The organism is Caldicellulosiruptor morganii (genome assembly GCF_026810225.1).
Classification (GTDB): domain Bacteria; phylum Bacillota; class Thermoanaerobacteria; order Caldicellulosiruptorales; family Caldicellulosiruptoraceae; genus Caldicellulosiruptor; species Caldicellulosiruptor morganii.
Map to the genome: position 1 here is coordinate 1,782,675 of NZ_CP113865.1, position 25,518 is coordinate 1,808,192.

At 38.1% G+C, this 25,518-nt stretch carries 30 protein-coding genes; 1 reads left to right on the forward strand and 29 read right to left on the reverse strand.

The genetic code is table 11. The features are described from left to right. Positions 1 to 130: 130 nt before the first annotated feature. The 6 genes from OTK00_RS08905 to OTK00_RS08930 form a co-directional block, all read right to left on the reverse strand. Entirely contained in the window at positions 131 to 277 is a 147-nt protein-coding gene (locus OTK00_RS08905; RefSeq protein WP_157841030.1) for a hypothetical protein, read from the reverse strand. A gap of 124 nt (positions 278 to 401) precedes the next feature. Further along, positions 402 to 1,442 carry a phage recombination protein Bet gene (bet, locus tag OTK00_RS08910; RefSeq protein ID WP_045169927.1) on the reverse strand — a complete coding sequence of 347 codons (1,041 nt, stop codon included), beginning with the start codon at positions 1,440 to 1,442 and terminating at the stop codon, positions 402 to 404. A gap of 387 nt (positions 1,443 to 1,829) precedes the next feature. After that, complete coding sequence (locus OTK00_RS08915) at positions 1,830 to 1,976, reverse strand: hypothetical protein (RefSeq protein ID WP_157841031.1); 147 nt, start codon at positions 1,974 to 1,976, stop codon at positions 1,830 to 1,832. A 129-nt stretch (positions 1,977 to 2,105) separates the two neighbouring features. After that, a complete protein-coding gene (locus OTK00_RS08920; RefSeq protein WP_045169929.1) occupies positions 2,106 to 2,381 on the reverse strand; it encodes a hypothetical protein in 276 nt (91 codons plus the stop codon). A 56-nt stretch (positions 2,382 to 2,437) separates the two neighbouring features. Further along, positions 2,438 to 2,614 carry a hypothetical protein gene (locus tag OTK00_RS08925; protein WP_157841032.1) on the reverse strand — a complete coding sequence of 59 codons (177 nt, stop codon included), beginning with the start codon at positions 2,612 to 2,614 and terminating at the stop codon, positions 2,438 to 2,440. A gap of 251 nt (positions 2,615 to 2,865) precedes the next feature. Then, a complete protein-coding gene (locus tag OTK00_RS08930) occupies positions 2,866 to 3,357 on the reverse strand; it encodes a DUF5697 family protein (RefSeq protein WP_045169931.1) in 492 nt (163 codons plus the stop codon). 99 nt (positions 3,358 to 3,456) lie between these two features. Between OTK00_RS08930 and tcmP the strand changes: the two genes are divergently transcribed. Beyond that, positions 3,457 to 4,611 carry a three-Cys-motif partner protein TcmP gene (tcmP, locus tag OTK00_RS08935; RefSeq protein WP_045169932.1) on the forward strand — a complete coding sequence of 385 codons (1,155 nt, stop codon included), beginning with the start codon at positions 3,457 to 3,459 and terminating at the stop codon, positions 4,609 to 4,611. Between the two features lie 34 nt (positions 4,612 to 4,645). Here the strand turns inward: tcmP and OTK00_RS08940 are convergent, their stop codons facing one another. The 23 genes from OTK00_RS08940 to OTK00_RS09050 all read right to left on the reverse strand — a co-directional run bounded on the left by OTK00_RS08940 (position 4,646) and on the right by OTK00_RS09050 (position 25,518). After that, positions 4,646 to 5,410, reverse strand: a complete 765-nt coding sequence (locus OTK00_RS08940) for a radical SAM protein (protein ID WP_045169933.1) — start codon at positions 5,408 to 5,410, stop codon at positions 4,646 to 4,648. A gap of 17 nt (positions 5,411 to 5,427) precedes the next feature. After that, positions 5,428 to 6,288, reverse strand: a complete 861-nt coding sequence (locus tag OTK00_RS08945) for a tyrosine-type recombinase/integrase (protein ID WP_045170221.1) — start codon at positions 6,286 to 6,288, stop codon at positions 5,428 to 5,430. A gap of 14 nt (positions 6,289 to 6,302) precedes the next feature. Continuing rightward, a complete protein-coding gene (locus OTK00_RS08950; RefSeq protein WP_045169934.1) occupies positions 6,303 to 6,512 on the reverse strand; it encodes a DUF6318 family protein in 210 nt (69 codons plus the stop codon). A 196-nt stretch (positions 6,513 to 6,708) separates the two neighbouring features. Next, on the reverse strand, positions 6,709 to 7,404 hold the full coding sequence (locus OTK00_RS08955) for a hypothetical protein (protein ID WP_045169935.1): 696 nt from the start codon (positions 7,402 to 7,404) through the stop codon (positions 6,709 to 6,711). 84 nt (positions 7,405 to 7,488) lie between these two features. Beyond that, positions 7,489 to 7,827: a type II toxin-antitoxin system PemK/MazF family toxin gene (locus OTK00_RS08960; protein WP_045169936.1), complete on the reverse strand. Its 339-nt coding sequence runs from the start codon at positions 7,825 to 7,827 to the stop codon at positions 7,489 to 7,491. Continuing rightward, positions 7,824 to 8,075 (reverse strand): ribbon-helix-helix domain-containing protein, encoded by a 252-nt coding sequence (locus OTK00_RS08965; RefSeq protein ID WP_045169937.1) that lies wholly within the window; start codon positions 8,073 to 8,075, stop codon positions 7,824 to 7,826. The genes OTK00_RS08960 and OTK00_RS08965 overlap by 4 nt, the downstream gene beginning before the upstream one ends. 83 nt (positions 8,076 to 8,158) lie before the next feature. Then, positions 8,159 to 9,004, reverse strand: a complete 846-nt coding sequence (locus OTK00_RS08970) for a topoisomerase C-terminal repeat-containing protein (RefSeq protein WP_045169938.1) — start codon at positions 9,002 to 9,004, stop codon at positions 8,159 to 8,161. Positions 9,005 to 9,020: 16 nt separating this feature from the next. Then, complete coding sequence (locus tag OTK00_RS08975) at positions 9,021 to 9,221, reverse strand: LexA family protein (protein ID WP_045169939.1); 201 nt, start codon at positions 9,219 to 9,221, stop codon at positions 9,021 to 9,023. Next, positions 9,215 to 9,508 carry a hypothetical protein gene (locus OTK00_RS08980; RefSeq protein ID WP_045169940.1) on the reverse strand — a complete coding sequence of 98 codons (294 nt, stop codon included), beginning with the start codon at positions 9,506 to 9,508 and terminating at the stop codon, positions 9,215 to 9,217. The genes OTK00_RS08975 and OTK00_RS08980 overlap by 7 nt, the downstream gene beginning before the upstream one ends. Positions 9,509 to 9,525: 17 nt before the next feature. Next, positions 9,526 to 11,688: a M23 family metallopeptidase gene (locus OTK00_RS08985; RefSeq protein ID WP_241765517.1), complete on the reverse strand. Its 2,163-nt coding sequence runs from the start codon at positions 11,686 to 11,688 to the stop codon at positions 9,526 to 9,528. A gap of 89 nt (positions 11,689 to 11,777) precedes the next feature. Next, the gene (locus tag OTK00_RS08990; protein WP_045169942.1) at positions 11,778 to 12,251 is read right to left on the reverse strand and encodes a single-stranded DNA-binding protein; all 474 of its coding nucleotides are present in this window, start codon (positions 12,249 to 12,251) and stop codon (positions 11,778 to 11,780) included. Positions 12,252 to 12,266: 15 nt separating this feature from the next. Next, positions 12,267 to 12,860 (reverse strand): hypothetical protein, encoded by a 594-nt coding sequence (locus OTK00_RS08995; RefSeq protein ID WP_157841033.1) that lies wholly within the window; start codon positions 12,858 to 12,860, stop codon positions 12,267 to 12,269. Between the two features lie 23 nt (positions 12,861 to 12,883). Beyond that, positions 12,884 to 13,078: a hypothetical protein gene (locus tag OTK00_RS09000; RefSeq protein WP_045169944.1), complete on the reverse strand. Its 195-nt coding sequence runs from the start codon at positions 13,076 to 13,078 to the stop codon at positions 12,884 to 12,886. A 49-nt stretch (positions 13,079 to 13,127) separates the two neighbouring features. Beyond that, positions 13,128 to 13,340 carry a hypothetical protein gene (locus OTK00_RS09005; RefSeq protein WP_045169945.1) on the reverse strand — a complete coding sequence of 71 codons (213 nt, stop codon included), beginning with the start codon at positions 13,338 to 13,340 and terminating at the stop codon, positions 13,128 to 13,130. Positions 13,341 to 13,359: 19 nt separating this feature from the next. Further along, positions 13,360 to 13,803 (reverse strand): prepilin peptidase, encoded by a 444-nt coding sequence (locus OTK00_RS09010; protein WP_045169946.1) that lies wholly within the window; start codon positions 13,801 to 13,803, stop codon positions 13,360 to 13,362. Positions 13,804 to 13,805: 2 nt separating this feature from the next. Beyond that, positions 13,806 to 14,297 (reverse strand): hypothetical protein, encoded by a 492-nt coding sequence (locus OTK00_RS09015; protein WP_268760769.1) that lies wholly within the window; start codon positions 14,295 to 14,297, stop codon positions 13,806 to 13,808. Further along, positions 14,287 to 14,712, reverse strand: a complete 426-nt coding sequence (locus tag OTK00_RS09020; protein WP_045169948.1) for a hypothetical protein — start codon at positions 14,710 to 14,712, stop codon at positions 14,287 to 14,289. Before OTK00_RS09020 ends, OTK00_RS09015 begins: the two co-directional genes overlap by 11 nt. A gap of 18 nt (positions 14,713 to 14,730) precedes the next feature. Beyond that, on the reverse strand, positions 14,731 to 14,931 hold the full coding sequence (locus OTK00_RS09025) for a hypothetical protein (protein WP_045169949.1): 201 nt from the start codon (positions 14,929 to 14,931) through the stop codon (positions 14,731 to 14,733). Positions 14,932 to 15,035: 104 nt separating this feature from the next. After that, positions 15,036 to 15,764: a hypothetical protein gene (locus OTK00_RS09030; protein WP_045169950.1), complete on the reverse strand. Its 729-nt coding sequence runs from the start codon at positions 15,762 to 15,764 to the stop codon at positions 15,036 to 15,038. Further along, positions 15,761 to 16,507 (reverse strand): type II secretion system F family protein, encoded by a 747-nt coding sequence (locus OTK00_RS09035; protein ID WP_045169951.1) that lies wholly within the window; start codon positions 16,505 to 16,507, stop codon positions 15,761 to 15,763. Before OTK00_RS09035 ends, OTK00_RS09030 begins: the two co-directional genes overlap by 4 nt. Beyond that, positions 16,501 to 17,601 (reverse strand): ATPase, T2SS/T4P/T4SS family, encoded by a 1,101-nt coding sequence (locus tag OTK00_RS09040; protein ID WP_045169952.1) that lies wholly within the window; start codon positions 17,599 to 17,601, stop codon positions 16,501 to 16,503. Before OTK00_RS09040 ends, OTK00_RS09035 begins: the two co-directional genes overlap by 7 nt. Next, entirely contained in the window at positions 17,598 to 18,818 is a 1,221-nt protein-coding gene (locus OTK00_RS09045) for an IMCp domain-containing protein (RefSeq protein ID WP_045169953.1), read from the reverse strand. The genes OTK00_RS09040 and OTK00_RS09045 overlap by 4 nt, the downstream gene beginning before the upstream one ends. A gap of 52 nt (positions 18,819 to 18,870) precedes the next feature. Continuing rightward, positions 18,871 to 25,518 (reverse strand): hypothetical protein, encoded by a 6,648-nt coding sequence (locus tag OTK00_RS09050; RefSeq protein WP_268760770.1) that lies wholly within the window; start codon positions 25,516 to 25,518, stop codon positions 18,871 to 18,873.

Here is a 25,518-nt window from a genome sequence, read left to right on the forward strand (position 1 = left end):
CTCCGAGGCATTTGCCAGAAAGTTTGTTGTTGAAATACTCTGAAAGTGGTATAATAATTTCAGGAGATGTTGGGAAAGGTAAAATGTTTATAGAAACGCAGGGCTTTAAAGCAAGGATGGTTAGGTTTCTTTACCTAACCATTTTCTTTTTTATCTTGAGTCTAAATGGAAGTAGTTGCAGGGATACATAGATGTTTGCTTTAGTCAAACCAAAAACCACTACACCAGCAATAGTTATAATGGTTATAGCAGCTGTTTTAAGGAGTTCCTTGCCCAAAGCTGTCACCCCCTTACTTTGAAAATTCCTTTCCCCAACATCCCCATATCTAAGGGGTGACTTGCCTGCGCTGTTGACTCACTAATTGGTGTAACTCAGAGGGAGAGGGAAAACCTCCCCCATTTTATACACTTGCAGTTTCTACTTTGCTGAAATCAACAAGCATGTTGTAATTATTCTCTTTTGAAACTTTAGCTTTAATAACTGCATTTTTTTCAAGCTGGGTAGTTTTTTCGTTCGCTTCGGCATACAAGATTTTCTTTTCTGCATCGTCTGTGTAAGCAATAATTTTGAGATAATCTTTGCCGCTTTTGGATTTGATGATATTCACTTCTCTGATATACAGTGTTTGATACTCATCGCTTTGATTATCCTGAGAGATTGATACTTGAATGGTTTGTCTTGACTCTTCTGAGGGTTTAACTTCTTCTTGAGAGATTTGAACTTCTTCTGCCTGTTCAATTTCTTCTGGCTGGACAACTACAGCAGGTTTGTTTTCAACTTCTTTGAGTTCAGGTACTACTGCTGGCTGTACCTCTGGAGTTTCATCAAGTTCTGCTCCCATCTCCTCTGCGCCGTACAGCCCTTGCAGTTCTTCCATGAACGCTTCCCTCAAAGCTTGTTCCAAAGCTACTTTTCTAATCATTGTAGCCGGCATCTGCTGCCAGCTTCTTATTATTTGCCCGTCTTTTCTTCTTCTGATATATTCCGAGAGATTTACCGTAACTTTTAAAGGTATCTGCCAGTCCTTACGAAAAACTTCTGCCCAGCCGCCTACAAGTTTTTCATCTGGTAAAACAAGTGTGCCTTGTCTTTCTTCAACAGTTCCATCATTATGCTGTATAATGACGCCTGCTCTCCAGCCGTTGCAAAGTCCACTCTTTTGAGCTCTACGAATGAAAACGTCCTTGCTGACAACTAAACTTGCCGGTTCGTCACCAAATTTGATTAAATAAACATCTCTTCTAAATGGGTTTAACTTCTGGGCTTCACAAAGCTTCATGAATAGAACAACTTCTTCGTCACTTACTTTTGTAGCATCACCGCTGACGAGATATTGTTTGACTGTGTCAAACGTGAGTCTAATTTCTTTCCCGTCTTCTGAAGTGTAAACTACGCTTTCAATAATGCTGTCTGTTTCCTTTCTTGCAACAACACTCTTCATCGTTAGACTCCCCCTTTTTTATATTGGTTTTACTCACAGGCAGGGGAAAGAGAGAAAACCCTGCCAAAAAGCTACTACTGGGCTGGAGAGTGTTGTTCCTGAGTGTTGTCTATGTCCTCATCCTTTGTTGTGGTGATTTCAATCGAAAAGCTTTTAAACTGCCATTTGATGTTACGCTTAAACACTGCACAGAAAACTACAAGCAAGCTGAAGCCCAGTAGCAAAATAGCAAAAAGGTTGTTTAGGATAAATAACACGATTGACATTTAAATCACCTTCTTTCAAAATATTTGTTGTATCTAAAACTAATAAAATGTGGTATAATATTAAAGGTAGGGTGTGTTGGGGAGTTTATCGTAACGCAGGTCAATGGGTGAGAGGTGGTATCTATGATACTACCTCTTTTTTTATGTCTACTTGCAATTTTCCAATTTTGATGCTTACAGTGTAGCTTGCTTTGGTTAGTCCTATAATAAGTTCACCAATAATTATTGCAGCAGCTATTACCACAATTTTTAAGTTCTCTGCACCCACTGATATCACCCCCTTTCTTTTCCGTCGTTCTCCCCAACACACCCATGTTTAAAAAGGGGGTGACTTGCCTGCGTTGTTGACTCGCTTCTGAAGAGTATTACTCCAAAAGCAAGGGCAACAGCCCTTGCATCAATATTCCCACACAAATAAGACTGTAGTATATGAGCGGTCAGGTTCGGTAATGATGTATATGTCACCTGCCTCTGTGCGATATTTGGAGATGACTCTTTCTCCTCTTTCTACTGCCCAGTCGTTGATTTTCTTATCTTCCTCTGGCATATCTCCCCAATCGCCCTCTTGATGTCTGCCAAGGAACCAGAGAATTTCATGCTCAGGAACTTTGTTTGCAACCTCTCTTGTCAAAAATACCTGACCGAGTCTAAGTTTGATTGTTGAACTTCTCATGTTTGACTCCCTCCTGTTTGGTATAACTCCAGAAGGTGGAGAGGAGAACCCCACCGTTATTTTCCGCCGAGAGCTTTCCATACCTCGATAGAGGTCGGCAGTCGTTGCCCAAGTCTGAAATACTGGCTTGTACTGAGCAACAGACTACGGTTTGACTCATCTTTGACTCTGAAAATGTACTTGACAACTATACAGTTTGTATCAGCAAACTCAATAATTTTGTGGGACTCCATTAATTGGTAGTTTCTAAGCAACAAACTCCCGATTAACCTTTTCAAGTTAAACTCACTCCTTTTTTGGTGGGACTCCGAGAAAGGGCTGTTGAGAAGCTTTCGAAAAATAAGAAAGCCACAGAGATAATTTGCAAGCTAAACTGCAAACTCTCTGTGGCTTTACTCTCTGATAGGGTAGGACTCTGAAATATGTTCTTGATTATATTATACCCAATTTTTTGACTTCTGCAAACACTTTTTCTATGAAAATATTATACAACTTCTTCACCATTTTTCAAGTAGAACTTTACGATTTTCGATTTAAGCTTTATCTTGTCTTTTTGCTGTTTGTCCTGTAGAACACAGATTACACTTTCTGGCGGGTTCATGTTAATTAGCTCTGACACAAGTTCCTCTTCGCCAGGGAATATCACTGTAACATATGCAAGTTTGCCTTTTGTTGTCTTAACAAGAGAAACAAAAGGAAAGTCTGCCGGGTAATAAAGTGTTACCCTGTCTTGTAGAAAATCCACCATAAAGTCAAGAAAAGTAAGTCTTCTTCTTTCGACATCAGGTTTTAGTCTTCTGAATGGAACATAGTATACACCATCCCTTTCCTCAACTCTTAAGCCCTTTATTAACCTTTTAAGCTTTTGTTCTGGATATGGATGTACAAGCTCTGAAAGATGTCTCAATGTAGCAGCTCCCCAATCATACACAAATTTTTCAACCTCTCTGTCAGCTTTGTGTTTATAAACAGGCATTGTATCAGCTCCTTTCACAGTATAAATTAGATTTTAATAATCCTTAAAGTTTGATATAATTTTACCAAAAAATAAAAAGTGAAGGAGGTAAAAGTAACAATGGATAATGAATTTTATAATAAACAAACAGATTTGTCGAAAATAAAAATTAAACTTGTTACTGACTATTTTTTAGCATGGCTGAATATTATTTCTTACCACTGGAATGGTAAAATTTTTTACATTGATTTGTTCTGTGGACCAGGTTGTTATGAAGATGGTAATATTTCTACACCTCTTATCATTTTAGAAAAGACCTTAAGGAATCAAAATTTGTTGGATAAGGTAAAAAACAAATTAGTTTTTTGGTTCAACGATAAAAACAAAGATTTTGTAGAGAAGCTTTACAAAAACATTGAAGAAAAGTATGAAAATATCCAAAAAGAATTTAAAAACTTTAATAGTCCATTTCAAATTTATATTACAAACTATGAAATGCCCAACAAAGAAATTGAAGATATTATAAAACAAATAGATGGACCTATCTTTGCCTTTCTGGATCCTTGGGGCTACAGTGGAATTTCGAAAAATCTTGTGGATATAATTGTTGATAAAAAGATGTCAGAATGTATTTTCTTCTTTAATTACAACCGTATTCAAGCTGCTATCTTTAATAATAAGGTAGTTGAAACTGTTTCAGAAATATTTGGAGAAGAAAATTTGGACAATTTAAGAAAAAGGCTGCAAAATTCAAATATATATAGTCATGATAAAGAAATGATAATTTTAGATGAGTTTGTAAAGTATTTTTCAAATAATTATACCCGTTATGTAGTCCCATTTTGTTTTAAAAAAGAAAATAATCAGACAAGTCATTATATTGTTTTTGTAACAAAACATCCGCTGGGACAAAAGATTATGAAAAGCATTATGGCTCAAGAAAGTAATAATAATACAACTGGAGGATATTTTACCTATATACCATCAAGTCCCCAGCTTTCATTTTTAACCTACGATACATTTGACAGCGAAAAAGATAATATCAAAGAGAGATTATATAAAAAATACAAAGGAATGGAGTTAAAATTTGAGGAGTTGTATGCTCAAGAAGGTTACTTTACGCCGTATACGGTCAAGCAATACTTTCAAATTATCAATGAACTAACAAAGGAAGGAAAAGTTAGAGTTACTTATCCCCCGACTAAGACAGGTAAAGAGAGAAAACATTCATATGAAAACCTCTATAGATACGGAATAGTAAGATTTGAGGAGTAGGGAAAGTATGACCCTTCTCCTCTTACATTTGTAATTATAACAAAACTTCTCTTTTTATTATTACTTTTATGTTCTTTTTCAATCCAAAGTTCATAACCTCATCAGCAATTCTTCTGTAATACTCTTTCGAATCAAAGTTGAAATTTACAAAACTGTTGTAATTCCATCTTCCAAATACAATTTTTTCAACAAAGCTTATCTTTGATAAAAGCTCTCTTATGTCCTGTTGAATAATATTAGGAGTAGGGTAAGGTTCTATGCTAACCCACGTCTTAAAACCCTGTCTATGTAAAAATTCCAACGACTTTAATCTTTTTTCTACTGGAGCAGCGCCTGGCTCAAACCGTTCTCTGAATTTTTCAGAATATGAAACCAGAGAGATTCCAAAGTAGTTGTCGTCGTTTTTCGATATTCCAACCAGTTCAACTGGATAAACTCCCTTAGTTAACACCTCAACGGGAATACCATTGCTATTGAGAATATCTATAATCTGCAGAGAAAGTTTTGATACTTCTTCCTGTCTGTACATAAAAGGGTCAGTTGAAAAACACATGTTAACGTGTTTAATTTTGTATCTTAACTTTGGAATTTCTTTTTCGAGAAGATCTACAGCATTTGAAACAATCTTAGGTGTTATCCAATCTTTGTAATCTTTCACCTTACCGAATCTTTTATTCATCAGGAAGGCATAGCATGGGTACATACAACCATGAGAACAGCCAAGTACATGGTTAATAGTATAGTCACCATATTCAACACCTGTTTTGTACAGCAAGGTTTTGCGCTCTATTTTTAACATCTTCCATCATCGCCTTTCTATTCTAATAGGTTTTCCACCATTTCCTCCTGAAGCTGAACATTGGGCTTTTTGTATCTCAAAGTTGTTTCTATCCTCTGATGTCCCAGTAGTTGTTGCACGTCGTATAAATTCAGCCCTTTGTCAATTAACGTCTGTGCAAAGAAATGTCTGAGCATGTGTGGATGCAAATCAACTGAAGCAAGCTTGGCATACTTGAGTATAATTTTGTATGCTGCATTTCGTGTCAATGGTTTGCCTGTTGAAGTAACAAAAAAATAGTTTGTTTCTGAATAAGGTCGCTTTTTCAGGTATTCCGACAGGTATTTTCTTGCATCCGAGTTTAAAGGCACTTCTCTGTAACTTCTACCTTTGCCCCAGATTTTCACTTTGCCTTTCCTCTCTGATAGCTCAACATCTTCAAGTTTAAGGTTTATAGCTTCTGATATTCTCATTCCTGTATTGAGTAGAAGCTCTACCAGAGCAACATCCCTTGCCTTCCCAAATTGATGTACGGTGCGACGAAACTTGTATATATCTTTTTTGTCCAAAACTACTGGGGAGAGATTCCTTGTTGTGTCTTTTACCTGCTTTAGTCTTGTTGATATGTCTTTTTTGAGTAACCCTCTGTCCAGTAGAAAATGCACAAATTTTCTTAGAGATATAATACTTCGATTTACTGTACTTGGCTTGAGGTTTTGCCGCAAAAGGTATGATTTGTATTCCACAAGGTCAAACTCTGTTAAATTCTCAGGTAAAAACTCCTGACCAGTAGTATCAATATACCAGCGCATAAAAAGTTCAACGTCTTTTGTGTAGCTTTTTATTGTGTTTTCGGTAAAATCCTGAGTTTTCAGGTATTCTTCAAACTCTTTCAGCATTTTATCATCAAGCCTCACTTTTGAGCCAGATAATCTTTGTACATGGTATATGCTTTAAAAATTTCGTAGTACTTCTCATCGACCTTTTTTACAAATTCGTAGTCGCCGGTTCTGTAAAAGTAAGCAAAAGCTTCGTTATAGAGTTTTCTCAGTCTGTGGAGCTCTTTTTTAAGCTGAAGCAGCATTTCCTCAGGTTTTGCTGGATTTTTTACTTTCCTGAACATTGTGAATCCCCCCTTTTATTTTGCTCTAAAAACATTATGTTGAAAAAATTTTGCTTCTTATTTGATGGTTTTTCTGATATTATTGTACCATAAAACACTGAATATTGCAACATAATGTATAGTTATGAGTATAAATTATTTGTAATTGCACTATGATGAAAACAAAAAAAGGCAGGTGTGAACCTGCCCTTTACCTTTATTTTAAAACTATCGCTGTGACAATTCCTGCAAACCCTGTCAAAAGTGCTACGATGATGCCAATCGTATTCCATCTGAATGTGTTTTTTATGTCTGCAATTTCATTCCTAATATTTGCAACTTCATTTCTAATATTTGCAAACTCTTTCGCTGTCTCCTCTTTGAATTGTACAAACTCATTCCTAAGGTCGGTTATCTCTTTTCTCACATTGGCGAACTCTTTGGTTGTCTCTTCTTTGAATTGTATAAACTCACTCCTAAGGTCGTTTATCTCTTTCCTGATGCTGGCAAACTCCTTGGCTGTCTCCTGCTTGAAATCTGCAATTTCATTTTTTAAATCAGCTATTTCTTTTCTGACACTTGAGAACTCTTTTGTGCTCTCCTGTTTGACATTGCTCAGCTCTGTTGTTGTATCGCTTCTCAAGTCTGTGATTTGATAGACAGTTTCTTTTTGCAGGCTTGCAACCTGATTTGACAGTTCACCAATCTTCTGGTTAAACTCATTTTTGAGGTTAACCTCCAGAGTCTTCAGTTTGGTATCAACCTCTGTTCTGACTTCTGAAATTTCACGTCTTACATCCTGAAGATGAGAATTAAATTCAATCCTCAAAAGGTCGATACTCATAGGACTTAAGTAAATTCTAACTCTGTCCTTTCTTCTTTCCCTTTCATTTTCCATATTACTCATCTCCATTTTTTATACTCCCCCTTCTTATTGGTTTTACTCAAAAGAAGGGGCAGATGTTTACATTTTTATTATAGATTTTTGTTGCTGTTTTTACAATCCCAGCAGAATCTTTATTTTCTCTTCCAGTTCTCTTAATTTTTCATTTGGAAGTTGACCTATCTTTTTGACAAGTCTTTCTTTTGAGATTGAGCGTATATCTTCAGGTTTTGCAAATGATACTTTTGCAAGTCCGCTGTTTTCGGGCTGTATTTCTACATGCAGCGGTATATTTTTGTTCTTGCTTGTGATTAGTACAACAACCACCAGCTCAGCAGCACATGAATTGAATTCATCCACTGAGATTATTACTGCTGGACGAACACCGCTCTGTTCATGTCCTCTTGTTGGTTTTAAATCTACAAGCCATATTTCTCCTCTTTTGGCGTTCATTGCTCAATCCCATCCTGCAATGTGTTTTCCCAAAGCTCCCTTTCCTCAATCTCCTCCTGCCAGAGCTTCTTGTTTTCTTTAAGAGCAGCAAAGGCTTCAGCAGTTTTAGAAAGCATGACTTTCCTTTTGTACTCTTTAAGAGCTTCCTGAATTATCTTTTGCATTGGTTGATTGAGCTCCGAAGCCAGTTTCTTTAAGCCTTCATACGTTTCAACATCTACTCTTACCGTTGTTGTTTTGTTTAGCATATTATCGTCCCCACAGTAGATTGTTTTATCTACTTAATAGTATACCATCTTAGATTGGGTTTCTGCAAACAAAATTTTTGTTTTTAGCTTTTTGCGGCCTGTTGCCATATCTCCAGTTTTCCAGCCAACTCTTTTGAAATGATATACTTGCCCAGCTTTAGTTTTCTTGCCTTTTGCATATACTCTAAAAAATGCTCCTCAACTGCCAGATTGCAGTTTTCTATCTCCACTATTATATTGCCCTGTTCTTCTGTTTTTGTCACACTGATGTATGGAAATAGATTTTTAGAAAGCTTTTTGCTGTTCCCACCTTTTAGCTTTAGTTTCTTTATGCTGAGCTCTAAGCTCCATGTGTAGTTTTTTAGAAGCTGCAAGAGTACATAGATTCCTGTTCTGATTTCCCTGTCACTCGGTGTTGCTTCACCAAGGACGTATTTGACAAAAGCAATATCATCAGAGATTATTCTTAGCTTTTTCTCCACTGGAATTAAAGGCAAAATTGCTATTAATGAAAGTGCATGAGAATATCTTGTCGCTTTTGTGCCAAAGTCGTATATCTTCTCTTCCTTTCTGTCTCTATCTATTTTGAATACTCTTACAACTCCGCTTGAAAGTGAGTTAAGAAAAATACAAATTGTATCATTTTCTTTTCCTCTCTCATCACCCATGTTCCACTTATTTCCTTTGCCTGAACGGAACTCAAAAGCCACCCTGCCGTTTTCATACACAAGTCTTGCTCTGAACCTTTTGTTCTTTGCCTGCGAGAAAAACTCAATTTCATCAGTGATGCCCTCCAGTACAAGCTTGTCTACATCGTCCTGTTTTAGCTCATAGCCGTGAAAAACTACTGGCAGGGAAATCTGGCAGGCAATACATTTGTATTTTCCATCTTCTACAACAAACTCACCTTTGCATTTCGGACAAATCATCTAAAGCTCTCCTTTCTTAATTAATCACTATTGTTCGGTACTTGCCTTTTTCCCTTGTTATAAACCCACTCTTTTCAAGACTGATTAGCTCATTGCGCACAGTGGTTGGACTGTAGCCTGTACCATCCGCAATCTCTCTTATCGTGGGCCCATATCTTTTGTCTTCATGAAAGCTTTTTATGAAAAGAAGTATATGTCTCTGCCTTTCACTCAACATTTTGCACCACTCCTTTTGTCAGTTTTTAATGGTCTGAAGTTTTTCAGCACCTCTTTTTTATAACGCTCATAGTCAATTCCGAGAAAATCACAGATAAGCTGGCAGTATCTACTCCTGACAAAGCTCAGAGCTTCCATCTTAATTCGCCATGGCTCATTTCTGCCATCATAACAGCCCCGTGGAACCGGATTTTGCAGGTCTTCTTTTGTAAGTATCAAAACCTCTGCAAATAGATTTTTCAAAAATGCTATTTCAGGGTCTTCTGAGAGCCTTTGTATCAAGCTCATCCCAAAAACCCCCTTCCCTATTTGACAAGTTGCTGCAAAATCTCAAACGGGTCAACGGGCTGTCCTGCAACTCTTATTTCAAAATGAAGATGTGGACCGGTAGACCATCCTGTTGAACCCACACCACCAATTACACCTCCCTGCGTAACAGCCTGCCCCTGCTGGACAACAACTGAACTGAGATGTCCATACAGCACTTCTATCTCCTGTCCTGAAAGAGTACCTTTTACAATAACAGTATTGCCATAGCCTTCCATAGTACCCGCAAACTCAACTGTACCGTTTATTATGCTTTTCACATCAGCATTCATTGGAGCTCCAATGTCAACACCCGTGTGCAGTTTTTCTCTACCCGTGATTGGGTGAATTCTCAAGCCATACAGGCTTGTTATTATCATGTATTTGTCATCTACTGGCATGTACTCTGGATGCTGTTTTTCAAAAATTCTAAACTTAAAAAGTCTTGCCTGGGCAATTAGCTTTTGCGCATACTGTGTACGTGTTTTTTTATAGTCAGGTGCATCCGATTTGCAGCCATTGGGACCGAGCCAGTAGCTTGCCAGTGCAGGTATTACACCTTCCTGCCAGCCGCTTCCTACCCAGTCAATCTGCGCACTGCCAAGATAGCTTTTAAAAACAAATGACCCTATTAAAATCTGGTCACGTGGATTGTTAATATCGCCTGTAATGTCGATGTTGGGGTAGCGTGCTTTGAAGTCTTTCACATGCCCATCCCAGTAGATTTGCTGCACCTGCATAAGTCCGATGGCATAGCCATCCTTGTTTTTTGCTTTTGCTTTTGGATTGAAGGAGCTTTCTCTTGCTGCTATTGCTGCTAAGAACCATTTGGGTATGCCAAGGATTTTCTCTGCCTCCTCAAAGTATTGCTCATACTGTGCAGGCACATATTGAATAAGTGAACTTGCCGATACAACTTTGGGCGTTCCAAAGATGTTTTCTTTCACGTCTTCAAAAAGCCACCCAAAGTCCATGTCGCCTCTTTCATATGTCATTGCTGTGTATATGATAATTTTTTTTGCAAATTCGATATCAGCATTTTTATCGTCCTCAAGTATCAATTCTTCAAGCCTTTTATACTCTGCATCGAAGTTATATGTGCTGTCAATCACAGGCATGGTCTGGACTTTTTGCAGTGTTTCTTCATTTAATACTGTTTCCTGTGAATCAGTGTATGAAACATTTTTGGCTTTTTTCGGAAGTGAAACAGAAGGGTTTTGGTTGCCCGGGTCAAGCACATCTGTTTTTGCAGTCTTTTCAATTTTTTCTGCATTGTCAAGATTGCTGACAATTTCATATTTTGTCTTGATATTTAAATCCTTTGCCCTTTTTGCTTCTTTTTGTTCAATTATTTTCTTGGGGTCAAAATCAAGTTCAAGTTTGCCGCTATCCTCAACCTTTGCTGACTTTGGCAGGTTGTTCTGGTACGTGGTTGTGGTTTTCTGAAGTTTGTACGAAACAGTAAACCGATTTTTGATTGTATCAGCACAAATCAAAAGGTAGATGGGCTGTGTTTCTGTCAACTTTACCTTCTCTGTCCATGTTATTCTAACAGTCTGGGTTTTAACAGAACTTACCTTTTCGGTTTGGCCAGTTTGAGGGTTGTATACTTCATTTTCGACCGTATACGTATATGTTCTTGTTTTTTCCTTTGTGACCTCTTTTGTGGTTTCTGTTGTAATATTGTGTTTGATATAAAAAAATCGTGGCTGCATTCTTTTTGCTATACTCAAAAGCTCGTTTTTGCATTTGCGATAATACACTTCTGGCAAAAGCTTCTTTATTACATCCTCTGTAACATTTTTAATTCCTCTCTTTGCAGCTTCTTTCGTAACCTCTTCCAAATCTTTTTTCTCCAGCAGTCCCATGTTACTTGAAAGAACAAGGTATTTGTAATATGCAATTACCCATGGATAGGTAAGGATTAAGTCTTCATCAATTCCGTTATAATCATAAAGGTTTCCGTTTAGTTTTCGTATCTCTTCGGTAACTTCGCGAAGCAACCTTTCGTTTTGCTCTTTGGTAAGTTTTTCAGAAATACTTTTCTCTTTAGCAAATGAGTATATAACAGCAAGGAAGGTGATTATTATGAGAAAAAAGCCAATAAGGGCTATAGCAAATGGATTTTTGAGTAAGTCTTTGAATCTGCTTTTTCTTTTCACATTCAACCCTCCTTTTAGGATGTGGCAAGCATAGCTTTTGAGAGCAGTCAAGCAGGCTATAACAAAAAAGCAGGGTTTTAAACCCTGCTTTAAAACGGCAACTCACTTTCTGATGTGATAACGCCATTTTCTACTGGTGGCTCAAAACTCTGGTCTTCTTCAAAAATTTCCTCAAGTTCCTTTTCAAGTTCGTCATCGGAAGCTTCAGATTCTGCTGGCGCTGGAATTTCTGCAGCCTGTTCATGCTGCTGTTCCTTTTTTGCACCCGCAAACCAGAACCGCTCCACCACAAACCTGAACGTTGGGTACTGTGCACCTTCTTTTGTCTTCCCAGTAGCATTTTCAACTCTTGCTTCTACCAGTATCTCTCTGCCCTTTTGATAGTATTGCTCCAAAAGCTCTGCATTTTTGTTGAAAGCTATGCACGGAATGAATTGTGCCCTTTTTTCATCCTTGACCTTTCTGTCCATGGCAATCGTGATGCGCACCAGTTTGTTGCCGTTTTGAGTCGTAAATACCTCGGGGTCTTTTGTGAGTCTGCCAAAAAACAAGCATTTGTTCATGATTTTCTCTCCTTTCTACTGAATTAACACATAATAGACACCTAATTTTTCTTTTTCCTTTATCCTCTTTGCTGTACTATTATCCGTTGCTATCTCAACCATACTCACAAGGTTAGATGAATATTCGTTAGTTGTCTTTCCAGCTTCTCTTCCAGCCTGGTCATACAGTCTTACAAGCTTTAAGTGTTCAAAGACATTTGTATGTGTTTGATTATTTGCTGTTTCAACATTCAAAAGACCTATATATTCAGCGTTTTTGAAAGCCTCAAGCGGTACAGGGTCTACTTTGACAACTATGTGTGTGGTATATACATCTTCATACACTGTATTTGCAACAAGTTCTGGCGTAATGATACAGCCTTTTGGAATAGTTGTTTTTGCAAAGAGATTTGAAACATCCCCGGGAGATACTACTGGTGCACTGATGTCAATTGTAGTTTGTATTGCTTTTTCCCCTATCTTTTCACCACTCCTGATTGTGTCCATTGCTATAAACACTGTCTTTGATTTTATCTTTGTGGCTCTGTCCATCTGTGTATATACTACAACCATCAGAAAAACTGCTATAACAGCAGAGAAAAAGGCTATCATGATTTTTTTTAGTTTCAAGTCCTTATCACCACCTTTGCTCTTCATTGGTTAATACCGACAGCCATCTGGCTTTTCAAGTATTCATCCAGCACCTGTAAAAGTTTCTCAACAGTTTTTGATACATTGATTATTGACGGTGCAATCTGGAATATTACAAACACAAGCAAAATTGCTACTTCAAGTATTTCTGTCGCACCATTCTGGCTTTTCAGAAGCTTCTTGAGAAAATTATTCATAGGTTCCTCTCTCTCCTTTGAAAAGTGAGAAGGAGCAGAAAACCCCTTCTCACTTGATAAATAGTGTCAGTGCAGCACACAAAATAGCAAGGGTTATTTCCATAACAAAAAGCATTGTCACATTGCTTGAAATGCTTGAAAATTTCTTTCTAAGTTCTTTGAATGGATACAAAGCATTACCTGTTAGCACCATTACTGTTAAAAGTGTCCCTGCACTCGCACCTGCAAAAAGCATAAATGCAAACCACAATCTGACACCCATAATTAAATACCCCCTTGTCCTAAATTGTTTTTGTTAGAAGTCTTACTATAAAAACAGTCAAAACTCCCACCGGCAAAAACATACCAAGCGGGAGTTTCAGTCTTAAAAACCCTGTGTCAAGTTTGCCACTGTTTTTGAGGTATGTTGCAACACCTGTAGCAATAAACACAATGCAGGTTATGAGAATAGCAGGATATATGTCATTCCCCAGAAGCAACGCAAGAGCACTTAAAAACTTTACATCACCACCCATTGACGTATCCTTGAATAAAAATGCTACAAAGACCATAAACAGAAACAGTGTAATAGCCGGTGCAAGGTTGGAAAGCAACTTGAGTCTGTGAATAACTGTTGCTGCCGCAATTGTCAGAATAACAAGCCAGTTGTAAATTTTGTGGTATTTAAAGTCTGTAAAAGCTGCTATCAGGCAAACAACTATGGCTGCAAAATAAGTAAGAGCCAATTTCAGTAACCTCCTTTTTCAAATACATCTATGTCCTTGTGAATAATCAAATCAGTGTATTGCTGTTCTGTTTTAAAAAACAGCCTTTTCACTTTTGCATGAACAACAACATGCATTCCCGGTACCAGAATTTCACTCCCCTGTGTACATACAGCAGGAAGTTCATCTGCCCCGTATACACTCACCTCAACTATTTCAAGCGGACCTTCCAAAAGGTTGTCTTTGGATGTAAGGTCGTCATTTAAATTCAGGTTTTTCTTCAGTTGCTGCAAAAAGGTGTCAATACAATCTTCCTTCTGGGCATCTGTCAGGGACGAGTTTGGATTAACCCTGTAAAGCGCTGCAAAGCCTGATACCACAACTGCACTTTCTACTTTTTGCTTCACTATCATTTCCCTTGAAAATTCAAGCAAGAAAGTTGCTGCTGGCAGGAAGATGAATATAAGAACAAGCACAATAAACAAAACCATTGACTCACCGTCTTCACTGAACAATAGGGTTTTGTTTTGAAATACTTTCATACGGGCCCACACAAACCTGTTTTGTTTCATTTTTAAGTCCCCCAAAAAAGCTGATTCGCCTGAACTTCATATCTGCCACAATTTTAAGTCTTACAGTATCACCAAAGTCTACAGGATATGGAGTGTACGATACCTGAATGTTTGAACACCCAAGTTCTGCTACCTTTTGAATAAGGTCTGCATAGTCAGTTGTTGTGAGTCCGCCCTCAACTTCCATCTTGATAATATATTTTCTTGCAATACTGTCGAGCTGTGTGTACTTGAGAGTGTCAAACAACATATAAAGTGGATTGATGGTAAGAACAAGAGCCAGTGGCAGGACAAGCAAAAATCCTGCCACTGACGAACTACCGCCTTCAAGCTTCAGGAGTTTTTTAAAAAATCGCATCTGAATCACCCTGGATTGTTACTGGGTTATCTGGGATAGCTGATTGCTGATGGTTTGATTAATTTTGTCGAAAGAATCGCTCAATGTCTGTCCAAGATTTTTTGTTGGATTGACCAACTTTAGTGCAACAAAAACTATTAAAACACCAACAACAATTATCTCCAAAAGCCCATCTTCGCTCTTTAAGAGTTTCTTTGTAAATTCAAAAAACTTTTTCATTCTAAAACACACCTCCGAAAGTTTTTATTTTTGAATAATGCTTTCCTGCCAGCAGCACCTAAAAAAATAAAGCCCGGACTCTTTTGGCAAGAGAAATCCGGGCTTTAGAAAAGGTTCGGTAGTGTATTGAGAAGATTTGAAAACAGTGGGTCAAATATCGCAAGTATGGCACCAAACAATATTAAAATACTGCTGCCAAGCACAATATAATCAACAGTCTTCTCTTTTATCGTAAGGTCGTAAATTTTATTCTGGTGCTGCAAGTTTGAGAATGTTTCAATTGCCACGATTCCCTGCTGTCCGAATCGTTCAAACTCTGCTAAGGCTACCTTTAAGAGTTCTATTTCAGTAATTTTCAGCACTAAAAGTGGTTTAAAAGCCTCATCAAGGCTTTTTGTTTGTTTATATATTGCCGCAACGTTTTGAATTAGCTTTTTTTGTTTTGGTATATCAATGCCTTCTGCTATGAGAAGCAGAGTTTTGTCAAGCGGCAGGTTGTGTTTTGCTGCTATTTCAAACAAGTATGACATGAACAGCAAATTTCTTTTCAAGGCTTTCAGTTGCATTTGTTCTATTAATATTGGTACAGGTGCAAATATAAGGCACATTCCAATACCGAGTAGCAAAGTTGAAAGTACAGATGCTTTAATCGCATACCCGTAAAGTATGCCACATATAGCTGCTGCCGTTCCAAATAAAACCACGTAGGTTTTTGTGTTCGTGTGCCGTAAAGTTTCTTTTCTGGGTTTTGAAGTGGCAAACAGAATTAAACTGCCAAGTGCATATAAGCACACAGCCACAGCAATCGCAGAAAATAAAAATAGAATCTTCATACAGAATCACTCCAGCTGACCAGTAGTTTTGGTGTGGCAAGCCCTATAAGAATTGCAATAAGGTTAAACATCAGGTCCTGTCTGTTTGTTGTAAAAAGCCATGTTGCTATTTCTTCGTTCTGTATCACTGCATTAAAGATGAGCAAATTTATTGCTATCATAAAAGCAATTACTCCAAAGCCTACAATTGTTGACGCTTTTATTTGTCTGACAAGCTTTAGAGTATCTGTGTTGTTATTTAATACCTTTCGGCAAATATCCACGATATCAGCACCTGTTTCATCCGCTACCTTCACAAGCATAAAAAATTGTTTGTAAATTCTCACATTTATTCTACCTGCAAGCTCTGAAAAAAAGCTGCCTGTATCAATCACCCCTGCGTCGTATTCACTCACCACGCTGTCAAGTATATTTTTAAGCGGTGGTCTTGTGTATTCCCTGCAGTACTTGACTGCCTGAATTGCAGATTTTGTAACAGACATAGCAGTTGCAAAGGATGATACAAACGATAGGTACTGGTTTACAAACATCTGCAACACAAGCATGTATGCAAGCTCAAATAAAAAGTCAAACACACCAAAGATGATTGCTGAATACATTATTGCAAGAATAATATTCTTTCTGGTAGAAAAATAAACAAAGGACAGAAGTGCTGCTGCTACCGCCACAAAAAAGTAAACCTTCAATGAAAACACCGGCAGCTGATGCTTTATCACTTTCTCTTTTCGTCTGTATCCTAACATACAATCTCAACCTTCTTTCCTACCTGAAAGATACAATCCACTCTGTAATCTTTCATGTAGACAATGTAATCAATTGAACTTTCAAGAATCTCTCTTAAAAAAGTTTCGCTCAAGTCTGTCTGTGCCCTTTTCATAAGGAAAATAAGTCTGTTAATTGTTTCCTGAGCAGAAGGTGAATGCACTGTTGCAAGTGCCTGGTGTCCTGTATGAACAGCATTCAAAACGTCAAATGTTTCCCTGTCTTTTAGCTCACCAACTACAATCGTTTCAATGGACCTGAGTAGCATGTTCTTTGTAAGTTCAAACAGAGAATACTCTTTTAACGTAGCGCTACCGCTTCTTGTCAGTTCCAAAATTGTGTTTTTCCGCTCTGTCCTGATTTCGTACACTTCTTGTATTATGCCGACTCTGATATGCTCTGGAATTTCCTCAACAAGTGAGGAGAGCAAAGTGGTTTTCCCGCTTCCGCCCCTTCCTGCTATGATGATTGTCTTTCTTTCTCTGAGCGCCTGTTTTAATATTTCAGCCTGCTGGGTTGTTAGCATACCCGACTCTTTAACCAGAGTTTCAAGCTTCTGTCCTACAAGCGGTCTTCGTATGTGCAAAAATGGTTTTATCGCTACTGGTGGGATGGCTGCAGTGATTCTCAGTCCCCTCTTTACATCAGTAAAAGTTGTGTCTGCTTCGTTCATATTGATGTTTGCACCGTTCATGATTGCAACACGTTTGATGTATTCTATAAATGCCTGACGGTTTTTAAACTGCAGGTTTGTTTCAATAATCTTGCCCCATTTTTTGTAACTTATTTCTTTTTCGTTGTTGATGAAAATATCTGTAACAAGCGTATCTTCAAGAAGGTGCTCTATTATGCCATATCCAAACATGTTATCGAGTATAATTTTGGCTGGGATTTTATACCCTTTTTCCACCAGCAGTTGATTGACTTCATTTACTACTTGATACGGGTCGGTGGCGTTTACATAAAGCTCAGGGTATCGGCGTATAAATTCCTGAATTATCTCGGTTATTTTTTCTTCTGAAAAAGCGTAAGTGTTTTGAACTGCTCCTATACCTGCAATGGGGTTTATAATCATCTTTCAACAACCTCCAGCAGTTTATCAATATTCTTCTGCCACTTCTTCTGTATCCCGAGAGAATAAACTCTTTCAATACCATTTGTTTTAGCAATCTCAAGTGCAAATTCACTGTCTACTTCTGAGCACAGGTCTTCATTAACAAGTACTATTGAAAACTTCTCTTTATCCACATTCCAGTTATCACACACAAAATTAATACATTCCAGTGTATAAAACAGATTCAGTTTTGATTTGCAATCGACAAGTGTAAATATTACGTCGCCCTGTAGCAGCGCACAGGCAACACCGCTTGTTGATATCCCAGCCCCTGCGTTTATTACTATCCAGCCTGTATTGTCCCTGCAGAGCTGAACAATACTGTTTAAATGTTCTAACCTGACTATGAAAAAGTTTCTGGTGGTTATTCCTGAAAAAATTAGCATGTTGTCTTTGCTGGCGGTTAATTCTTCAAGCTTTCTGTAGTTCAGCTCAAGATTGTTTAGCTGCCTTACAATCCCTTCAATTTGAGATTTTCTGGTCTTTGTGAGCTCAAACACTTTCGGAGTAATCTCCTCAAAATCAAGCAGCGCTATTTTGCTGTTGATTTTATTTTTGAGAATCCTGGCAAATTCATAACTTAACATTGCTGTGTCAAACGGGCTTTCAATACTCCAGAAAGCAATGGTTTTGGGCTTTACAAACACAGGCTTTTCAACAATTTTCTCTACTTCGACAATCTTTTCAACTGGTTTTTCAATTATCTTTTCAACAGGCTTTTCAACTATTTTCTCAACCACTTTCTCAATTGTCTTTGTTTCGTACGCTTGTTCTGTTTGTTGGTTAACCTGTATCTGCGCATCACCGACTTTAAGGGTTTTCAAATACAATCGAGAAACATCTTTAAATGTGTTTGGCTTTTCAACAGCAGCTTTAACCATCTCAATAGTTACTGCCCCAATTAAAATATCATAGATTCCAAGAGCAAGCATGAACTTTAAGATTTCTGGTCTGTCATCTTCGTCCGGCCAGATAACTATAACCCTTGTGTTGTTTTCACGCAGTCGCAAGAGCAGCTCTTCAAAGCTGATTGAACCAACCAGATTTTCTGATATTATCACCGTATCAAATTTTTGTTCTCTAAGCAGGTACTCTCTGTAATGAACAACCTCAGCATTTTGAAATTCTTTCACAAGCGAAGCATCAAACTCCTGAATCCCTGTAGCTATTGCAATCATGTTTGCCATCACCGCCTTTGCTAAATTTTATCCACAAAAAAAGCACAGGGGATTAGTTTATCTCCCCTGTGCCTATCTCAATTGAACCCACAATATTTACTGGCAGGTCAATTTCTTTTGTTGTGTAGCTGCCATCTGCGTTTTTCCTGTATGCTCTGAGCTTGATGCGCAGAACATCGCCTTTTATCAGGTATGGTGGACGTCCATAAATTTCCATGGCTTTTGCATAGCTGAACCTGTTGCCAAGCGGCCAGTCACTCCATTTGTACAGTCCGTCCCATAAATCTCTGTATCTATCAGGCCATTTCTCCTTAACATACGAGTTGTTGTTTGAAATAATAAACTTTGGCTGAAGTTTTGGGTCGAAGATATCACTGCTCCAGCTCATTGAATATGGTACTGTAGAAAATACAGGTGCTGGTAGCGGTTTTTTGCCTTTCACAGCCTCATACGAAATTTCACGATTCTTTATGGTCTCTTCCGGGTACAGAATCGTGTGCAGGTCAGTCAATGTCATGGTTCCATTTTTAAGTGAGCACTCCCAGTAACCCTCAATAATTTTAGTTGTTTTACCTTCCCTGGGTGTTCTTGTATCAACTCTGTCAAACCATACTTCAATCTTCTCAACGTACCCGAAAGTTTTTGCTTTTACGATAATACCTTCGCCAAGCTTAAAGTCGCTTGTTTTGATTGTATTTTTCACAATAGATGGAACTTCGGTCATGTTCCTTGCACGTTTCGCAAATTTCTCTGTCCATGCCTGGATTGTGATGTCTGTGCTGATATAGTACGTCTGTACATACCAGTTGCTCCAGAGCGGTTTGAGTGATGGTGACCTGCCAGTAGGATTGTCCTGTACCCTGTATCCTACTTCATATGTGCCGTCATAGGTGTAGCCAGCTTCTTCTAATGTGTTCGGTAATTTGTTATAATACTTTGTTTGCCCGTTGAATTTGATATACCACTGCTCAGCATTCTTGGGGTCACTATCAGGGTCAGAGTAAGTGGTTGACGGTTTTAGCCTTGTCCTGTGGTCGGTGATTGTCATTGTGAACGTGCCTGTAGGTGGATTGTTTGTAAGTTCAGGTGTTGTGTCTTTGCTGGGTGAGTATATCCTGAACTGTTTTGTTGTAACTGCTGAATAGTTTCCTGCAGAGTCTTTAACCTGCAATGATAGTTTGTAACTACCCTCTGACATTGTTGCAATGTAATTTTTGACAGTAGTTATATTGTTACTTGTGGTTTCTCCAAAGTCTTTGTTGGTTCTACCATCTGAGTTGTAAATCCACCAGTGCCATGCTGTGATTGTGTCTCCATCAGGGTCGTAGCTCTTATCAGTTAGATTGCTTGGTTGGTTGCCTTTGAGTATCTCGCTATCAACTATGAAATTTGCCACTGGTGGGCGGTTAGCAACACTCAAATCTATCATTGCAATCTTTGGTTTTGACCATACACCGACACCATTTGGTCCATCACAGTCCTGAACTTCAAGCTTGATGAGGTATACCTTGCCACTTTGCAGTGTCATGTTCTGTAAATTAGTAAGTGTTGTATCTGTCCAGTTTGCATCATCTGTTGTCTTGTATTGCCACTTCCAAGCAATTATACCCTTGTCGCTTCTATTATACTGATGGTCAGGGTCGTAGCTTTTATCAGTGATTGTTACCTTCCCAGTAGATTTATTATACACTGCCGTGAAGTCTGCTACTGGTCTTCTGTGAACGTACAGTATCATTTGTCGCTCCAGTTTGCTCCAGAGCTTGTACTCATCAAAATCACTTGTGCGGGGTGGTGGATTGTCCTGTACCTGGAATGTTACATAGTACTTGCCCGGTTTTGTGAATACCTCAATCGGAGCATTTAGCCAGGTACCATCAAATTCTGCTTTGCCAAGGTTGTTATCAAATACCGTCTCATCATGCTCATAGTGCCATCTCTGATCGATAATAACGTCGTTCTCATAGTCTTCCCAGTATGGGTAGTAAATAAGTTGTTCCTCATTAGTAAGGATATATACCGGGTCAGGTGTGAGCTGAGGGTTGGTGTATTTTTCTTTGATATCGTTTAATGCTTGGTCTAATTGTGCTATTGCATTGCCTGCTGAGTCGTAAAGTTTACCATCTGTTGCATTAGCAAGTTGACGTAATGTGTATTTTTGAATAGTATTATAGCAATTTGCAACATTCTTTACATTTAAATCAAAAACAGCAGATGGAGCTATAATGTATGTTTTTACGTTGTAATCAATTAATAACTTCAAATAATCATTATCTAAACTGGCGAATGGATAAACCTTATCAAATGACTGCGAATAATCTGTGGAGGTAGAATCAGTAATAAAGATACTTACGTTGTCATCCCCACCACTTGTAGGTGTTAATATACTGTTATTAACAGCAATAATATCAGTATTTACTGTTTGTGGTAGCGTAATATCCTGAGTTGTTCCAGAATAATACATATAAGGTGCGGTCGACGAAGATGAACTATTAAACCCTGAAGTCCTCCATCCTGAAAACCATCCACTAATGGTACTTGTAAATTCTTGCCCGTTTTCTTTATAATGTACACGATATGTGTATGAAGTACCATCACCATTACTTGGTGAATATTGTTCTGTAATTACATCTACCCCCACAAATGATACAGAAATCCCTCTAGCATAATCAAGAAAGCTGCTATATACTTTATCTCCCTGATAACTATCATACTTACTACTATCCTTAAAAGAAAGATACTCTATTTTATGAGTCCACGTTTTCCCGTTACTGTCTTGAGAACTAAAATTAATACTATAACTAATACCCCCTTGATACAAATACTTAGTTACTGTGCCACCTGGAATAGTATATTGATACTTCCCAGCAGTTCTGGTAGCAATATCTATGCCGTATCTTAAATTTATACCATAGCTATATAAGTCTGCCTTTAAGTTATTTAGTTTTGCTACTATCTGGGCATATTGTGTACTGTTCCGTGGATAGTTAGTTTTGACTGTTATATTCAATGTTTTCTTGGTAACCTTACTAGAACTTAGTGTTGCAAAAGGTGCAACATTGAGAACTTCTATAGTCTTCATGTCGTCTTCAATGTTGTTTATCGAATTATCTCTTTTTCTGTCATAGGCAGTTACAAACTGGTCTATTGTTTCCTGCCCAAATTCTTCTCTGACTGCAAGTTCAATCTTGTATTTACCTACATTGTTTGTCTTAAATGTGATGGTTGAATTGTTACCACTATCAAATGTCTCTATGTCAAAACTCTTTACCGCATTATAATCACCTATTGCCTGCCATGTACCATCTGCTTTCCTGACATACCATGTTTCGTTGTCGAAGTTTCCATCGTTATTGGAATCCCATGCATAGAACCATACATGTTTGACTATTGTATCATTGTCTGGGCTGTAACTGTTGCTTGTAATCTGTATAGACGCTTGGGAACTATCCAATGGGTCACGCAGTATCTTCGTTGGTGTTGTGAAACTGACAACAGGTTTCTCATCAGGTTTTATATCCAAATACCATGTTCCGGTTGCACTGTTGCCATAGTTGTTTGTAATGGTCAAATCAACTCTATATCTACCTGCTGTCTTGAACAAGCAGTTCAGTTTCTGTGAACCTGTTAAACTCTCCACCACTTTGATTGAGTTTGCTGGAATATTGCTATCAACAGGAGTTATCTTCCATCGTGCTGTGCTCCAGTTAATTGTTGCACGCTTTGAACCTGCATATGAACCTGAAGCATCCAGTACAACTTTTCTATTTTCCTTTAGTGCTCCTGAAATATAGCAAACAGGTCGTGGTATGGCTGGAATAACTGTTATACTTGTCTGTGCTGTTCCAGTAGCGCCTTTAGTATCTGTTGCAACCGCTGTAGCAGTATATGCTCCTGTTTCGTCGCTCCAGAATATTGCACTAGCCTGGTTCTTACTCTGGGCAAAACCTTCAACATTACCTCCACTGGCTGTAATAGCTGTAATCGTTGCGCTATCATCTTTGTCTGTATCAGAAGCGGTTGCAACAAGGAATGCATCGTCTCCCTGTGCAATAACACCTGGTATTGCCTGCAGTGTCGCTGTTGGTGGGTTATTTGGAGGTTCTTCAACAGGCATAATTGGTTGGTCTTCAGGTACAGTTTGGTTGTCAGGTACTTGATTAGTATCATCTGTCACAACAACCCTGACTTTTACTGTTTTTTGTCCACTATCCAGTGAATTAGTACCTACAGTTGCTTTGGAACGAGCAACGAATATTAGATCTTTCCCGTTCATATCTTTCTTGAGCACATACGTAAATGTTCGTTTAGCAGTTAGTGTTTGTTGTGTACCGCTTGCAGTTGGTGAAGGCGATTGTTCATAGTCTGCCCTTATCCATACCCTGTGGTCTGTTATAGAGCCTGTTGCTGTAATAGTTGAATTTGCTGTAATTGTAACACTTTTAACATCTCCAGGTTTTCCAGACAGTAGTGTCTTATCAGCAGTAAGTGTAAGGTCAATACCTGCACCGTTACTTTCTACTGGGACTGAAACAGTCACTGTGTTTGTTTTCTTTTGCGACCCATCTGTAAAGTATAACGTTCCTGATACATCAAAATCCTCTGATGTCCTACTGGAGCTTGTTGCTATATTAACCTGCAATGTTGTGCTGGCACTTCTACTGGTTGTCGTAACAGTTTGTGTAGCTTTTTCATTCTGATTCTGTTTATGGATAGCAACAAAAACCCACCTTTGTATTGTTTTTGAACCTACCTCATCTATTTGTGCAGATACATTGATTTTAACTGTGTAAGTTTTGGGATTGCCAGCTGAATCAAGGCGTATCTTATCACTACTTGCTGCGGCAAGAACTGGTGAGCCATCCTTGGGTATTACTTTTACGGTAGCACTTGTTGATGCTGTCCCTGACCAGTCTGAATTGTGCAAATTACCACTTGGGCCTTTAACAACGTATCTGACCTTGCCATAGTATGCTGGTGTTCCTGTCTGATTTGGCTGAATATACGTTGTATTGTAATTAAACGTCTTACTCTGAGTAAAACTTGTGATGGTTGTAGCGGTTGTATTGTAGGATTCGCTGTAGTCAGGTGTTGTAGCACTCTGGACTCTGTTCACATCCTTATCAATTATAAAATCAAGTCTGACAAGTTTCCAGCCTGCTGGGACAGTAATGTTGCTAACTTTTGCTGGTTGTACTTTGTGCTGAATTGTAGATGGTACATACTGACCATTTGAAATTGAAACAGTGCTCTGTGAAGGCGTTACTGAAAGTTGCAGAGTTGGCGCTGATAACTTAGGTTGCACTATTATCTTTATCGTCTGTGATGCAGAGTTATACGCATCCATATGATAACCCGCCGTAAAAAACACTCTAACCTTAGCACTAACAGTTATCGTATTTTCACCTGGTTGTAAAAGATTCGCGGGAATTTGAATATTGTAATCAGTAGATTTACTAGTAAATACTACCTTATCATTGTTACTTTCATTACCTCTCATCTCACCCTTTCTGTACCTATTCTCACCGGTTATACCTCTATATACAAGCTGGTCTGTGTAATCCACACCATTGATTTTAAAATAGTTTATAACTGTATAGTACTGTGCTTCATCACGTGTAAAAAAGAATGACTTATAAATATCCCTGTATGATTGTGGAACACCTTCTAAATCGTGAAATACACCTTTCACAGTTAAATTTATATTTGCTGTTGAATTCTTGGCAGGGTCAAACAAAAATGCTGAACCATCTGATGTTTTAGGTAAGTTTGGACTCCCGTAAGAAATACTGTATGCTTCCAAGTTACTATTTGGTATCATAAACTTGTTGATTGCTCCTGTAAATTTTACTGGTGCTACAACACCATTCTTTCTAAAAAACAATATCACCTGTAAGTACCCTTCTCCTGGTGAACCTATTACCACTCCTTTACTGAATAGCATATCTTTCGTGAGCCATGATAAGTCATTTATATAATGCCCATTTAAATCCTTATTTGAACTGATTATACTGAGAACCCTATTCCCTCTTATATAATCGTTGTACATCTTATCTTTAATTGTCGTGGTTAAATTCTCACTTTTGTCCTGTGCTACTAAACTTGCATATTGCGATTTAACATCATTATCGTTTCTTGATGCAAGGTTAGAACTTGTCAAATCAGACCATTTCAGGTTATCGTCACCATTGATAGTCCAGTAAGGATTTTGATAGGGTTTCTTATCCATACCATATCCATCATATTGAAATATAACCCTTGTTGCTCCAGAAGTATTAGGTGGAACAAGTGTTGCGACATTAGGTGTATATTCCTTTATCCACCAATAGCCAACCGAAGATGGTTTCCAAGGATTTGCACTATAACTTACCTTGGTTGCACCATATGGATTGCCAGGAACATTGCCAGGCAAACCGTATACTGCTCTTCTGTAGTCTATTGCATATTCGGTATTCAAATAGAATGTGCCATTTTGATTATTTATATAAACATTTGCTTTATTATTGAAAATGTCTCTTATAACATCATCTCTTGTTATACCATTATAACTGTCAAAGCCGCCTTCATAATAATTATTTGCTACTGCGCTGTAATCAATAGCATAAGCTCTTATTAAAGGCACAAACTGAACTACTATCTCCAGCATAAAAACTGCTATCAAAAACAAAGCAAGGGATTTGTTTCTACCCTTGCTTTTAAACAT